The organism is Clavibacter phaseoli (assembly GCF_021922925.1).
Lineage (GTDB): Bacteria > Actinomycetota > Actinomycetes > Actinomycetales > Microbacteriaceae > Clavibacter > Clavibacter phaseoli.
The window spans coordinates 2153727-2167257 of record NZ_CP040786.1; the positions used below are offsets into that span (position 1 = coordinate 2153727).

General features: G+C 75.4%; 18 protein-coding genes. 9 read left to right on the forward strand and 9 right to left on the reverse strand.

From position 1 onward, the window contains the following. Nucleotides 1–82: 82 nt before the first annotated feature. A complete protein-coding gene (locus tag FGI33_RS09920; protein ID WP_119435773.1) occupies nt 83–475 on the reverse strand; it encodes a VOC family protein in 393 nt (130 codons plus the stop codon). After that, a complete protein-coding gene (locus FGI33_RS09925; protein WP_204587003.1) occupies nt 472–744 on the reverse strand; it encodes a hypothetical protein in 273 nt (90 codons plus the stop codon). The genes FGI33_RS09920 and FGI33_RS09925 overlap by 4 nt, the downstream gene beginning before the upstream one ends. Before the next feature lie 266 nt (nt 745–1010). Between FGI33_RS09925 and FGI33_RS09930 the strand changes: the two genes are divergently transcribed. Together FGI33_RS09930 and FGI33_RS09935 are read left to right on the forward strand one after the other, a co-directional pair. Then, entirely contained in the window at nt 1011–1523 is a 513-nt protein-coding gene (locus tag FGI33_RS09930; protein ID WP_237581808.1) for a hypothetical protein, read from the forward strand. 376 nt (nt 1524–1899) lie between these two features. Further along, complete coding sequence (locus tag FGI33_RS09935) at nt 1900–2265, forward strand: hypothetical protein (protein WP_119435576.1); 366 nt, start codon at nt 1900–1902, stop codon at nt 2263–2265. A 29-nt stretch (nt 2266–2294) separates the two neighbouring features. Here the strand turns inward: FGI33_RS09935 and FGI33_RS09940 are convergent, their stop codons facing one another. After that, entirely contained in the window at nt 2295–2936 is a 642-nt protein-coding gene (locus FGI33_RS09940) for a GNAT family N-acetyltransferase (protein ID WP_237581810.1), read from the reverse strand. Between the two features lie 67 nt (nt 2937–3003). Then, nucleotides 3004–3729: a hypothetical protein gene (locus FGI33_RS15485; RefSeq protein WP_272930243.1), complete on the reverse strand. Its 726-nt coding sequence runs from the start codon at nt 3727–3729 to the stop codon at nt 3004–3006. 147 nt (nt 3730–3876) lie between these two features. On the opposite strand from FGI33_RS15485, the gene FGI33_RS09950 reads away from it, so the two are divergent. From FGI33_RS09950 to FGI33_RS09965, 4 genes are read left to right on the forward strand one after another with little or no spacing between them, the layout of a single operon-like run. After that, a complete protein-coding gene (locus tag FGI33_RS09950) occupies nt 3877–4545 on the forward strand; it encodes a response regulator transcription factor (RefSeq protein ID WP_182478512.1) in 669 nt (222 codons plus the stop codon). Then, entirely contained in the window at nt 4542–6026 is a 1485-nt protein-coding gene (locus FGI33_RS09955; RefSeq protein WP_237581811.1) for a sensor histidine kinase, read from the forward strand. Before FGI33_RS09950 ends, FGI33_RS09955 begins: the two co-directional genes overlap by 4 nt. Before the next feature lie 48 nt (nt 6027–6074). Beyond that, nucleotides 6075–7013 (forward strand): alpha/beta fold hydrolase, encoded by a 939-nt coding sequence (locus FGI33_RS09960; RefSeq protein WP_119434421.1) that lies wholly within the window; start codon nt 6075–6077, stop codon nt 7011–7013. A 38-nt stretch (nt 7014–7051) separates the two neighbouring features. After that, entirely contained in the window at nt 7052–7588 is a 537-nt protein-coding gene (locus FGI33_RS09965) for a P-loop nucleotide/nucleoside kinase family protein (protein ID WP_119434420.1), read from the forward strand. Nucleotides 7589–7643: 55 nt separating this feature from the next. Here FGI33_RS09965 and FGI33_RS09970 read toward each other — a convergent pair whose 3' ends face one another. Next, on the reverse strand, nt 7644–8072 hold the full coding sequence (locus tag FGI33_RS09970) for a BLUF domain-containing protein (RefSeq protein WP_119434419.1): 429 nt from the start codon (nt 8070–8072) through the stop codon (nt 7644–7646). A 132-nt stretch (nt 8073–8204) separates the two neighbouring features. Further along, entirely contained in the window at nt 8205–8573 is a 369-nt protein-coding gene (locus tag FGI33_RS09975; RefSeq protein ID WP_119434418.1) for a VOC family protein, read from the reverse strand. Between the two features lie 61 nt (nt 8574–8634). On the opposite strand from FGI33_RS09975, the gene FGI33_RS09980 reads away from it, so the two are divergent. Continuing rightward, nucleotides 8635–9087 carry a MarR family winged helix-turn-helix transcriptional regulator gene (locus FGI33_RS09980; RefSeq protein WP_119434417.1) on the forward strand — a complete coding sequence of 151 codons (453 nt, stop codon included), beginning with the start codon at nt 8635–8637 and terminating at the stop codon, nt 9085–9087. Nucleotides 9088–9099: 12 nt separating this feature from the next. On the opposite strand, the gene FGI33_RS15490 is transcribed toward FGI33_RS09980, so the two are convergent. From FGI33_RS15490 to FGI33_RS09990, 3 genes are all read right to left on the reverse strand, one after another. Then, complete coding sequence (locus tag FGI33_RS15490; protein WP_259336526.1) at nt 9100–9228, reverse strand: hypothetical protein; 129 nt, start codon at nt 9226–9228, stop codon at nt 9100–9102. A 92-nt stretch (nt 9229–9320) separates the two neighbouring features. Beyond that, on the reverse strand, nt 9321–10610 hold the full coding sequence (locus FGI33_RS09985) for an adenylosuccinate synthase (RefSeq protein ID WP_119434416.1): 1290 nt from the start codon (nt 10608–10610) through the stop codon (nt 9321–9323). Between the two features lie 83 nt (nt 10611–10693). Beyond that, on the reverse strand, nt 10694–11170 hold the full coding sequence (locus FGI33_RS09990) for a DUF3151 domain-containing protein (protein WP_119434423.1): 477 nt from the start codon (nt 11168–11170) through the stop codon (nt 10694–10696). Nucleotides 11171–11305: 135 nt separating this feature from the next. Here FGI33_RS09990 and FGI33_RS09995 point away from each other — a divergent pair, with 135 nt between their 5' ends. Both FGI33_RS09995 and FGI33_RS10000 read left to right on the forward strand, forming a co-directional pair. After that, the gene (locus FGI33_RS09995) at nt 11306–12139 is read left to right on the forward strand and encodes an SDR family oxidoreductase (protein WP_182623285.1); all 834 of its coding nucleotides are present in this window, start codon (nt 11306–11308) and stop codon (nt 12137–12139) included. 144 nt (nt 12140–12283) lie between these two features. After that, nucleotides 12284–13447: an exonuclease SbcCD subunit D gene (locus tag FGI33_RS10000; RefSeq protein ID WP_119434415.1), complete on the forward strand. Its 1164-nt coding sequence runs from the start codon at nt 12284–12286 to the stop codon at nt 13445–13447. Nucleotides 13448–13531 lie beyond the last annotated feature (84 nt).

Sequence of the window (13531 nt, forward strand, 5' to 3'; positions counted from 1 at the left end):
ACAGGGCGCGGGAGTCGGCACCTGCGTTGCGACTCGAGTCGCAGGCGCAGGCGCGGGCCGACGGGCGTCGGCGGCCGCGCGTCTAGGAGTCCGCGACGAGCTCGACCTTGAACCGCTCGCCGTCCTCGAGGAACGCGGCGCGGTGGTCGGGACCGCCGGCGAACGGGTGGCGGTCCTCGTACAGGCGCGCCCAGCCGTGGTCGGGCGCCGCGGCCCAGAGGCGCTCAACGTCGGCCGCGGATCCCGCGTGGAACGCGAGGTGGCTGAGGCCCGCCGCGCGCCGGTCGTGCGGGGCGTCGCGCGGCGCCCGGGCGATCACGAGGTAGGCGTCGCCGAGGCGGAGGCTCCGGCCGTCGGCCCAGCGGGCTTCCTCCGCGTAGCCGAGCTCGCCGAGGATCCAGCCCCAGGACGCGAGCGCCGCGTCGAGGTCGCGCACCTGCAGCTCCACGTGGTGGAGGGATCCGCGGGCCGTCACGCGGCGCGGCGCCGGGCGACGGCGTGCTCGGCGAGGAACGCGGCGGACCGCAGCGTGAGCCGCGGCTCGGCCCGGCGCAGCAGCCGCGTCGCCGCGACGGGCTCGGCCTCCCGCGCGGGATCGGCCCGCGCGAGCGTCCGCTCCGCCCACTCCAGCGCCGCGGTCGGCGGCTGCCCGCTCGTGGCGGTGGGCCCGCCGAAGACCGCGCGCAGCCGGGCGCGCGGATCCTCCCGGTCGCCGAGGATCATGGCCGCCCACCTGCTCTGCATCGTGCGTCTCCCGTCGTCCCCTCCACGCTACGGACGACGGCCCCGCGCGCGCGTCCGCCGTGCGGGGGACGCCGACGCGCGGTGCCGCACGAGACGGGGGCGCTGCCGGCACGGCGGATGCACGGACGCCGTAGGGTGAGGCAGTCGCCCTGCATCGCCAGAGCCGAACGACGCGCCGCCCAACGTCCCCCGTCATGTGCGCGAGCTGGTCTCGATGCACGCGCCCCGCCGATCCCGGCGCGACGCGCCGCCGCGCAGGACCGGGCATGGCTTCCCGGCCGGTCCCGACGCCGCGTCCCGCCACACCGATGTGCACCGCCCGGAGGCACGCCATCCCCCACGTCCGCTGCTACCCCGCCACCACCGCGTCGCGCGTCCACGCCAGCGCGCCGCCGCCGCCCACGGACGCCGATCCCGGCAGCCGCAGCTACCTCGACTTCGCGGTCGTCGCCGAGCACGCCGGGCCCCACGCGGTCGCCGTCACCTACGACCACTGCGGATCCACCCCGCTCGCGCTCGGCTTCGCCCTCGACCGCGCGCAGACCCGCACCGTGCGCTACCCGCCGCTCGCCGCGGGCACGACCCGGCGGACGCTCGTCGTCGACGTGGACATGCGCCGTGGACCCGGCGTGATCCGCGTGGCCGAGGGGTCGGCCGACGCCCGGCTGCACGTGCACTCGCTCCGCGTGACGGGGATCCGGCCCGGCGAGGACACGGGAGTCGAGGCTCCCGCCGCGCCCACGACGGACCCGTTCGCGACGGAGGCGGACGCGGCGTAGACCGTGATCGCTCTGCGCGGGGAGCGCCGGAGCGGAGCCGCCCGCGGGCACCGCGCCCCCGTATGCCCGCGCGCCTGGTGTTTCCCCATCCGAGGGGTTATGTTCGCCCCAGTCCCGATCGAATACCCGTCGCTGGGGACGTCGTGTGGCATCGCCGGAACGCGACGCCCCGGCGGCGCTCGCGATCACAGCAGGAGCCCGACCCGATCCGGGCCCCTGTGAGCAGGGCCCGGTGCGCGGTCGCGCGTTCGCCGGGCTCGGGCTCGGTGGCGCGTCCCCCGCCTCGCTCCCCTCCTCGCTCCACCGCCGTGCGGATTCCCGGATCATCTCGTGCACGTGCCCGTCCCGCCGACGTACGACGATCCAGGAGCTGCCCATGAGCGCGGACGGCCCCCTTCCGCTCGGCCGCCGCTCGATGCGCCGCGAGGACATCGAACTCATGGTCGCGATCGCCTGGAACGCCGAGGGACGGCAGCGCGGACTCCGTCCGCTGGCCTGGGAGATCGGCGACGCGGACTTCGTGCACTTCATCGGGAGCGCCGACGCGTACTCGCGCCCGGCGCGGCGCGAGATCATCGAGGACTGGATCGCCGAGCTCGGCCTCGCCGACGCCATCGACTCCACCGCTCCCCCGCTGCACCGCGTGGGCGGCGACATGGTGTGGACGGGAGCAATCGACTCCGTCGGCATGCAGTTCCACTACCCCGCGGAGGCGGGCGACGGGGATCCGTACGCCGACTGACCGACCCGTCCCGTCGGCCGCCCGTCGCCTCAGCTCGCGGGCGTGCGGAACAGGACCGGCCGTCCCTCGTGCGCCGCGATGCGCGCGTCGAGGCCGGCGCGGACGGCGGGCCACTCGTCGGCGAGGATCGAGTGGATGGCCGCGTCGCGCCAGGTGCCGTCCGCGCGCCGCTGGTCGCGGCGGCAGATGCCCTCGAGGGTGGCGCCGAGCTTGAGGATGGCGGCGCGCGAGCGCGCGTTGCGCGCGTCGGCCTGGAGCTTCACGCGCCCGAAGCCGGAGTCGAAGGCGAGGCCGAGCAGGAGGCGCTTGGCCTCCGCGTTCACGACGGTGCCCCAGACGCGCGGGTCGTACGCGGTCCAGCCGAGGTGCGCGCGCTCGCGGCGCACGTCGAGCTCGGTGAGGCTCGTGGTGCCGACGAGCTCGCCGTCGTGCGGGCCGCCGACGAGGATCACGGCGGTCGGCAGGTCGTCCCAGCGGAAGTAGCCGCGGGCCCACGCGTCGAAGGCGGGCGCGTCGGCGGGGAGCCCGGCCGCGCCGCCGCCGAAGCCGCCCGCGAAGACGGCCGGGTGCGCGATCGCCGCGCGCAGGGCGGGGAGGTGGTCGGGGCTCAGCGGGTCGAGCCGGACGTGGGTGCCGAGGAGGGACGCGGGCGCGGGGACGGTGGCGGTCACCCGGCCAGCCTGGCAGACGCGCGGCCGGGGCCCGCGGAGTGCGCGGGCCCCGGCCGGGTGATCCGTCCTAGCTGCCGGACGTCGCCGTGGGCGCGGGCGTCGTGGCGGGCGTGCCGCCGGACGTCGAGCCCTCGGAGGACCCGGGCTTGGTGGCCGGAGCCGCGGGGCCGCCGGCGGGCGGGGTGGGCGCCTTGCCGTCCGCGCCGACGGGCGGGGCGGGCGGCGCGCAGCCGTCGGCGGGCGGGGCCGGCGGGGTGGCGGGCGTGCCGTCCGCGTTGGTCGGAGGCGTGGGCGGGGTGGGCGGCGTCGCGGGGGTGCCGTCCGCGTTCGTCGGCGGCGTGGGCGGCGTCGGGGTCGAGCCGTCCGCGTTCGTCGGCGGGGTGGGCGGCGTGGCGGGCGTCCCGTCTGCGTTCGTGGGCGGCGCGGGCACCGTGGCCGCGGATCCGTCGGCGTTCGCGGGCGGGGTGGGCGGCGTCGCCGGCGTCCCGTCCGCGTTCGTCGGCGGGGCGGGCGGGGTGGATCCGTCCGGCAGCGCCACGGGCGCGGGCGGCGTCGTGCCGTCGGGCAGCGCGGGCGGGGCGGGGCAGGTCGCGGTCGTGCCGCTCCCGGATCCGGTCGACCCGCTGGTGTCGCCGCCGTTCCCGTCGGCGTAGGCCGCCGAGGAGAAGAGCGCGACGAGGCCGAGGGAGGCGCCCGCGATGCCGACGGCGATGCCCGTGCGGCGCTTGCGCGGAGCGGGGCCCGGCGTCGGCGCTCCCGGCTTCCGCTCGAAGACGGTGATGGTGTCGTCCATGATGGTCCTTCCGTGTCCGCCGCGGCGCGGTGTGCACCGGCGGTCGTGGATCCAGGTTCGGCAGCGGATCTGAAGTCCTCCTTAAGTTCGGCGCCCGGAGCGGACATGCGGCCGGGAGCGCCCATCCGCGGCTCCTACAGTCGGGGCATGCTCCCTCCCGCACGCGTCCTCGTGGTCGAGGACGACGCCGCCATCCGCGCCGCCGTCGTCGCCACCCTCACCGCCGAGCGCTTCGTCGTCCGCGGCCTGGAGTCCGGCGTCGAGCTCGAGGAGGAGGTCAAGGGCTTCCTGCCCGACCTCGTGGTGCTCGACTGGATGCTCCCCGGCCCGAGCGGCATCCGCCTGGCCGAGGGGATCCGCCGCTGGAGCGACGCCAGCGTCATCATGCTCACCGCCCGCGACGCCGTCGAGGACCGCCTGCGCGGCTTCGGTCAGGGCGTCGACGACTACATCGTGAAGCCCTTCGCGCTCGCGGAGCTCGTGGCCCGGGTCGGCGCGGTCCTCCGGCGGCGCGGTCGGCTCGCGTCCGTGGTGGAGATCGGCGACCTGCTCGTGGATCCCGACGCGGGCCTCGCCCGGCGCGGCGGCGAGCAGCTCGAGCTCACCTCCATCGAGTTCCAGCTGCTCGCCTACCTCGCCGCCCACCGGGGCCGCACGCTCTCCAAGACGCAGCTGCTCACGCAGGTGTGGGGCTACGACCAGGCCGACCCGAACCTGGTCGAGGTCCACATCAGCGCGCTGCGCAAGAAGATGGAGGCGAAGGGGCCGCGGCTCCTGCACACCGTCCGCGGGCTCGGCTACCGGGTGGAGGCGTGAGCGCGCGCGCCCGCGGCCGTGCTCTCGCCACCGCCCCGGCCGGCCCGCTGCGCACCGGGTCCCTCCGCACGCGCACGGTCCTCGCGGTGCTCGCGCTCCTGGCCGTCCTGCTCGTAGCGCTGTCGCTCACGGTGCAGGCGATCCTCGGGGCGCAGCTCCGGCAGCAGATCCAGGACCGGCTCGCCGACCGCGCCTCGGCGGCGGCCGCGCTGGTGGGCGTGCTCGACGACGACGCGCTCGCCGAGCGGCTGAGCGCGCAGGGCGTGGCCGTGCAGATCACGAGCCCGGACGGCGGCGCGGTCTCGGTGCGGCCGGGTCGCGATCCGCTCGGCGGCACGCTGCCGGGGCCGGATCCGCTGGGCTCGGCCCCCGGCTCCGCCACGACCGCGACGCCCACGACGGGCGGCGACACGGTGACCGTCAGCTCGAGCGCCGTGAGCTCGTCCGACGGCTCCCTCACCCTCCGCTCCGACCTCAGCGACGGCACGGTGCTCGTGCTGTCGGCGGGCACCGGATCCGTGGACGACACGCTCGCCACCCTCCGCGGGATCCTCGCGGGCGCCTCCGTCGCGTTCCTCGCGCTCGCGGCGGTCGCGCTGGTCGTCGTCGTGCGCCGGACCCTGCAGCCGCTCGAGGACATGACCGGCGTCGCCCGCTCCATCGGCCGAGGCGACCGCGGCCGCCGCCTCCGTCCCACGCGGCCCGCGACGGAGCTCGGCCGCACCGCGACCGCGTTCGACGAGATGCTCGACGACATCGAGCACGCCGAGCGCCAGGCCCTCGCCGCGGAGGCCCGCATGCGCGCGTTCGTGGCGGACGCGGCGCACGAGCTGCGGACGCCCGTCGCCGGGATCCGCGCCTCCGCCGACGCGCTCGTGCGCGCCGACCCGGGCGCCGAGGAGCGCGAGCGCCTGTCGGTGCACGTGGTGCGCGAGGCCATCCGCGCCGGCCGCCTGGTCGACGACATGCTCATGATGGCGCGGCTCGACGAGGGCCTCTCGGTCGAGGGCCGGCCCGTGCGCCTGACGTCCGTGGTCGAGCAGGCGGTCGCGCAGCAGGCGGCGCGCACGCCGGCGACGCGCGTCGTCGCGGACGTCCGCGGCGCTCCCCCGGCGGTGCGCGCGGATCCCGACCGGCTCGCGCAGGTCCTCGACAACCTCCTGCAGAACGCGGCCCGCTACGCCGCGTCCGAGGTGCGCGTGGAGGCGGAGGGCGCCGACGACGGCACCGTGCGCATCACGGTCGTCGACGACGGCCCCGGCGTCCCCGACGCCGACCGCGAGCGGATCTTCGACCGCCTCGTGCGCCTCGACGACGGCCGCGACCGCCGCGACGGCGGCGCCGGCGGCGCCGGCCTCGGCCTCCCCATCGCCCGCGCGCTCGCCCGCGCCCAGGGCGGAGACCTCGTGTGCCTGCCCGTGCAGCCTGGCTCCGGCGCGCGGTTCCTGCTGACGCTGCCGGTGGTGGATGCGGGCGCCTGACCGACCGCGCCGCCGGTCGCCGCACCGCCCCCGGCCTACGCTGACGACATGAGCACCGACGCCCGCGCCCCGCGCACCCTGTCCGAGCACCGGCCGACGGACGCGGAGGACCTCACCATCGAGGTCCCGGCGGCCCGGCTGTCGGCCGTGCGCGTGCCCGCCCGCACCGGGGATCCGGCGACCGCGCCCGTCGCGCTGCTCGTGCCCGGCTTCACGGGGTCCAAGGAGGACTTCTTCCCGCTGCTCGGCCCGCTCGCCGACCGCGGCTTCACGGTGGTGGCGTTCTCGCAGCGCGGGCAGTGGGGATCCACCGGCCCCGGCCAGGCCGAGCCGCCCGTCGACGCGTCGGGCTACGAGCTCGAGACCCTCGGCCAGGACGTGCACCACGTGGTCGACGCGCTCGCGGGCGTCGACGGATCCGGCGGCCGGCACGTCGCGACCGACGCCGCGCCCGCCGCGCCCCTCGGACCCGTGCACCTCCTCGGCCACAGCTTCGGCGGCGTGGTCGGGCTGCAGGCCGTGATCCGCGACCCCGGCCGCTTCGCCAGCTACACGCACTGGAACTCGGGCCCCCGCAGCCGCGGCGAGCGCTCCGAGCAGATCGCCGCCCTCCGCGCGTCGGGCAGCGCCGGGCTCTGGCCGCTGTGGTTCCTGCCCGAGCAGCTCGACGGCGACGACCCCGAGGTGGCGTGGTTCCGCACGCGCCTGCTCGGCACGGCGTCGGCGCAGCTGCTGGGCGCGCTGGAGATCATGCAGGCGCAGACCGACCGCGTCGACGACCTCCGCGCGACCGCGGTCCCCGTGCTCGTCTCCCACGGCGACGCCGACGACGCCTGGCCCCAGGACTGGCAGCGCGACATGGCCGAGCGCGCGGGCGCCCGCTACGAGGTGGTCGCGGATGCCGGCCACTCGGCCCAGGTCGACCAGCCGGAGGCGAGCGCGGACCTCCTCGCCGGGTTCTGGCGGAGCGCGGCGCCCGCGGCCTGACGCGCCGACGTCGCGGTACGCCCCGATAGCCTGCCGCCATGATCGTCTGGCTGAACGGCACGCACGGGGTGGGCAAGACGACGACGGCGCGGCTCGTGCAGGAGCGCCTCCCCGACAGCCGGGTCCTCGACGCGGAGAAGGTCGGTGAGGTGCTCATGGACATCCGTCCGCCGCTCCCGCAGCTGGACGACTTCCAGCACTGGGCGCCGTGGCGTCCCCTCGTCGTCGAGACCGCGCGCCGCGTGCTCGACTACGCGGGCGGCACGCTCGTGATGCCCATGACGGTGCTCACGGAGGCGTACTGGCGAGAGATCAGCGGGGGCCTCGCCGCGCACGGGATCCCGATCCGCCACTTCGTGCTGCACGCGGACACCGACAGGCTCCGCGACCGCATCCAGCACGACCCGGACGTCGGCCCGTCGGCCTTCCGGTTCTCCCGCGTGGAGCCCTACGCCGAGGCCGCGCGCACCTGGTTGCACGCCGAGGCGGAGGTCGTGGACACGACGCGCATCACGCCGGATGAGGCGGCGGATCGGATCGCGGCCGCGGTCCTCGCGGACGCACCTCGCAGCTGAGTCGCGGACGGCTGGCCCGCGGACGGCTGGCCCGCGGACGGCTGGCCCGCGTCCCTCAGGACAGCCGGCCGGTGTCCTCCTGGAACCACCGGATCAGCTCCAGGAGCGCGGGCCGGATGCGGTCGTCCGGACGGTCGCCCTCCAGGTCCTCGAAGGACTCGCGGTATCCGGGGATCCGCTCGGCAACGCGGGCGTCGTAGCGCGCGAAGCCCATGGTCCAGTCCGGGAACTGGCGCTCGGTGATCCGCTCCTCCATGAGCGTGGCGATGCGCCCGTGGCGGTCGTCCGCGAGGATCGCCGCCATGCGCTCCCGGACGTCGTCCTCCTCCCCCTCGATCAGCTGGAGGAAGCGTCCCTCGCGGTGGACGAGCAGGCCGGTGAGCCCGTGGGCCTCGTTCGTCGCGCGGCTCTGCGCCAGGAGCTGCGCGAGGTCGACGTCGTCGAAGGACCGCTCGGCGGTGCTGGAGTAGACGATGGAGAGCATGGGGTCCTTCCCGGTGCGCGAGGCCGCGCGGCCTGGGCGGGGTCGGGTCCCGCCGCCCCTCCAGCCTGGTCCGGGTCGGCCGCCGCGACCACGTCACGGCGGGACCCGTCGGATGCCGGATGCTGCTAGCCGTCACACCTCGTCGTGCAGCGTCACGTGGTAGCCGTCCGGGTCCGCGAAGGTGAAGGTCCGGCCGAAGGGGCCGTCCATCGGAGCGGAGACGATGCGGTGCCCGTCCGCGACGAACGCGTCGTGGATCCCCTGCACGTCCGTCGCGTGCAGCCACAGGGCCGCGCCGATCCCGGGCTGCGAGGTGCCCGCGATGTCGGTGCCGGGGACGACGTCACGCAGCGCGAACGCGATGGGCGTCGTGGTGAAGACGACGGCGTGCGGGGGTCCGGCGGGCGAGCGGACGAGTCCGAGGAACCGCTCGTAGAACGCCTGCGATGCGTCGAGGTCGGTGACCTGGAGCGAGATGAAGTCGGGGCCGGTGACGGGCATGGTGCCTCCTGTGTTCGATGTCAGATGCCTGACATGGATCACCGTATGTCAGAATGCTGACATGAGTCAAGGCGACGACGGCATCGACCTCCCGACCTCGCTCGGCTACCTGCTGAAGGAGGCCGCGAGCGCCCTGCGGTCCGCCATGGAGGAGGCCCTCCGGCCCCTCGGCATGACGATCACGCACTACTCGTGCCTGGAGCTCCTCGCCCAGCGCCCCGGATCCTCGAACTCCGACCTCGCCCGCGGCGCCTTCGTGACGCGCCAGTCGATGAACGTGCTCCTGCAGACCCTCGAGCGCGACGGGATCGTCACGCGCCCGGCGGAGGAGGCGATCGGTCGAGTGCAGCCGACGCGGCTCACGGCGGCGGGGCGCCGGCAGCTGACGAAGGCGAGCGCGGCCGTGCGCGCGGTCGAGCTGCGGATGCTCGGCGACCTCACCGACGCCGACCGGGAGGCGGCGACGCGGGTCCTGCGCGGCATGGTGCGGTCGCTGCGCGCGGACGGCGCCTGAGGCGCTAGCGGATCACCGCTCGACGACGAGCCGCCGCAGCTCCGCCGACGACACGTACCCGAACCGGTGCAGCTCGCGCCAGGCCGCCACGTACTGCTCGTGCCCCATGTCGAGATCCGCCTGGAGGCGCTCGCGGTTCATGGTGCGGGCATCGGCGCGGCTGAGGAAGCGCGCGAGGTCCGACGCGTCCGTGCCGAGGCGGGCGTCGTCGGCCCAGCCGTCGTGGATCAGGGTCAGGCCTCGAGGAGGTCGTGCAGCACGACGACCTGCTCGCGCTCCGGGCCCACGCCGATGGCGGAGATGCGGGCGCCGCTCATGCGCTCGATGGCCATGACGTAGTCCTGCGCGTTCTTCGGCAGATCCTCGAAGCGGCGGCAGGCCGTGATGTCCTCCTGCCAGCCCGGGAACTCCTCGTAGATGGGGGTCGCGTGGTGGAAGTCGGACTGCGAGACGGGCACCTCGTCGTGGCGCACCCCGTCGACGTCGTACGCGACGCAGACCGGGATGGTCGCGAGGCCGGAGAGCACGTCGAGCTTGGTGAGTACGAAGTCGGTGACGCCGTTGATGCGGGCCGTGTAGCGGGCGATGGGCGCGTCGTACCAGCCGCAGCGGCGCGGGCGGCCGGTGGTGGTGCCGAACTCGAAGCCCTTGGCGCGCAGGTACTCGCCCGACTCGTCGTGGAGCTCCGTGGGGAAGGGACCTGCGCCGACGCGGGTCGTGTACGCCTTGACGACCGCGATGATCCGCTCGAGGCGGTTCGGCGCGACGCCGGAGCCCGTGGCCGCGCCGCCGGACGTGGCGCTCGACGACGTGACGAACGGGTACGTGCCGTGGTCGATGTCGAGCATGGTGGCCTGGCCGGCCTCGAACAGCACGGTCTTGCCCTCGTCGAGCGCCGCGTTTAGCTCGAGCGACGCGTCGCCCACCATGGGGCGGAGGCGCTCGACGTAGGAGAGCAGGCTCTCGACGATCTCCTCGGCCGAGATGGCGCGGCGGTTGTAGATCTTGACGAGCATGTGGTTCTTGGCGTCGAGGGCCGCCTCCACCTTCTGGCGCAGGATGTTCTCGTCGAAGAGGTCCTGGATCCGGATGCCGACGCGATTGATCTTGTCCGCGTACGTGGGCCCGATGCCGCGGCCGGTGGTGCCGATCTGGCGCTTGCCGAGGAAGCGCTCCGTGACCTTGTCGATGGTGCGGTGGTAGTGCGTGATGACGTGCGCGTTGGCGCTGACGCGGAGGCGCGAGACGTCGACGCCGCGGGCGGCGAGCGCGTCGAGCTCGTGGAACAGCACCTCGATGTCGACGACGACGCCGTTGCCGATGACGGGCACGACGCCCGGGGTGAGGATGCCCGACGGCAGCAGGTGCAGCGCGTACTTCTCGTCGCCCACGACCACCGTGTGGCCGGCGTTGTTGCCGCCGTTGAACTTCACGACGTAGTCGACGCGGCTGCCGAGGAGGTCGGTCGCGCGTCCTTTGCCCTCGTCACCCCACTGGGCTCCGATGATCACTACTGCGGGCATGGCTCACTCCTCGTCGGGGGCGGGTCGGTCGGTACGGGATCGGGTGGCGTGCGGTGGTGCGGGCGGTGCGGTGGGGCGGTGGATCAGTCCTGGCCGCGGATGACGATGGCCTCCGTGGGCGGGAGGGCGCCGGCGGTCGCGGCCTCGATGTGGCCGGCGGCCGTGGCATCGGCGTCGCGGAGGAAGGCGCTGAGGCGCGAGACTTCGTCCTCCTCGCCGATGGCGGCGGCCGCGCGGCGCAGCGCGTAGAGGGAGCGGAGGACGCCGCGGTTGGGCTCGTGGCTCCACGGCACGGGGCCCTGGCCCTTCCAGCCGGACTTCCGCAGCGAGTCGAGGCCGCGGTGGTAGCCGACCCGCGCGAAGGCGTAGGACGCGATGCGGTCCCCCTGCACGTACGCGGAATCCGCGAGCAGCGCCCAGACGAGCGACGACTGCGGGTGGTCGGCGGCGATGGCGCCGAGGGTGTCGTGATCGCCGTCGGCATTCTGGATGCGGGCGGCGACCTCGGGCTCGTCGGCCAGGCGCGTCTCGGGCACGCCGAGCAGGTTCTCTCCAGTCACACTCGATCCTACCGCGGGGGCCGAACGCCTCCTGAGGCCGGACGGCTATCCGCGGAGCGACGGCCGCCGCGCTCCCAGCACGCGCACAGGGGCCGTGGAGGGGGATGGAGACGCACCCAGCGAGAGGACATCCCCATGAAGACCTGGTTCATCACCGGAGCATCCAAGGGCTTCGGCCGCGAGTGGGCGGAGGCGGCGCTGGAGCGCGGCGACCGCGTCGCCGCGACGGCCCGCGACACGTCCACCCTCGACGCGCTCGTGGAGCGGCACGGCGACGCCGTGCTCCCCATCCAGCTCGACGTCACCGACCGCGACGCCGGCATCGCCGCCGTGCAGCAGGCGGCGGAGCGCTTCGGATCGCTCGACGTCGTCGTCAACAACGCGGGCTTCGGCCAGTTCGGCGCGATCGAGGAGATCACCGAGGACGAGGCGCGCGGCCAGTTCGAGACCAACCTGTTCGGCGCGCTGTGGATCACGCAGGCCGCGGTGGAGGTCATGCGCGAGCAGGGCTCCGGCCACGTCGTGCAGGTGTCGAGCATCGGCGGCATCAGCGCGTTCACCAACACCGGGATCTACCACGCGTCGAAGTGGGCGCTCGAGGGCCTCAGCCAGTCGCTGGCGCTCGAGGTGGCCGAGTTCGGGATCCACGTGACGCTCGTCGAGCCCGCCGGCTACAGCACCGACTGGTCGGGCGCGTCGGCCAAGCGCAGCGAGGAGAACCCCGCCTACGACGGCATGCGCGAGCGCCGGGCCGAGGGCTACAAGAAGACCACGCCGGGCGACCCGACGGCGACGCGCGACGCGATCCTCGCGATCGTGGACGCGGAGGAGCCGCCGCTGCGGATCTTCCTCGGCGACGGACCGCTCGCCATCGCGGAGAAGGACTACGCGTCACGTCTGGAGACGTGGCGGAAGTGGGAGGACGTGTCGGTCGCGGCGCACGGGAAGAAGGACGCGGCGGGCAGCTAGCCGGCGCGGCGGGCGGATGGCCCGGCGCGGCGGGCGGCTGGCCCGGCGCGGTCCGCGTGATCCGCGGGCGCCGGCCGGCCCGGCCGTGTCGGCGCCCTCGGGTAGCGTGACGGGCACCGCCGCTCGCCCCGAGGAAGGACCCGCGTGCGCATCCTCCACACGAGCGACTGGCACCTCGGGCGCACCCTCCACGGCGAGGACCTGCACGCGCATCACGCCGCGTTCCTCGACCACCTCGTGGACCTCGTTCGCGAGCGGGAGGTCGACGTGGTGCTCGTCGCCGGCGACGTCTACGACCGCGCGGTGCCGGGCGTGCCCAGCGTGCGGCTGCTCGGCGACGCGCTCGCGCGCCTGAGCGCGCTCGCGACGGTCATCGTCACGCCCGGCAACCACGACTCGGCCGCGCGGCTCGGGTTCGCGTCGGCGCTGCTGAGGGACGGGCTGCGGATCCTCGCGTCGGTCGAGGCGCTCGACGTGCCCGTGGTCGTCGACGACGCCGACGGGCCCGTCGCGTTCTACGGGGTGCCGTACCTGGATCCGGACGCCGTGCGCGCGACGCTCGCCGCCGCCGACGCCCCTCCCCTGCCGCGCTCGCACGAGGCCGTGCTGGGCGCCGCGATGGAGCGCGTGCGCGCGGACGCCGCCGGGCGGCCGGACGCGCGCGTGGTCGTCGTGGCGCACGCGTTCGTCACGGGTGCCGCGCCCAGCGAGAGCGAGCGGGACATCCGCGTGGGCGGGTTCGACCAGGTGCCGGCGTCGGTGTTCTCCGGCGCGGACTACGTGGCGCTCGGGCACCTGCACGGGGCGCAGGAGGTGCGGGCGGGATCCGCGCGGCCGCGGATCCGGTACTCGGGCTCGCCGCTCGCGTTCTCGTTCGGGGAGCGCATGCAGCGGAAGTCGAGCGCGCTCGTGGAGCTGGCGGCCGACGGATCCACCACGGTCGAGCTCGTCGACGCGCCCGTGCCGAGGCGCCTGGCGGAGGTCACGGGGACGCTCGCGGAGATCGTCGACGGGCGGCACGCCGACCTCGCCCACGCGTGGGTGCGCGTGCACGTGACCGATCCCGTGCACCCGCCGCACCTCGTCGCGCGCGTGCGGGAGGCGCTGCCGCACGCGCTCGTCGTGCTGCACGAGCCTGCGGGGCGGGTCGAGGGCGTGCGGTCGCGCGTGGTCGACGCCACGACGGATCCGCTCGAGGTCGCCGCCGACTTCGTCGCGTACGCGACCGGCGCGGCGCCCGCCGAGGCCGAGGCGCTCGCCCTGCGGCAGGCGTACGAGCAGGCGCTGGCCGCGGACCGGAGCGCCTGATGGACCTGCACCGCCTCACCCTGCGCGCCGGTCTCTGCGCCGTGCCGTTCCCGGACCGGAGCGCCTGATGGACCTGCACCGCCT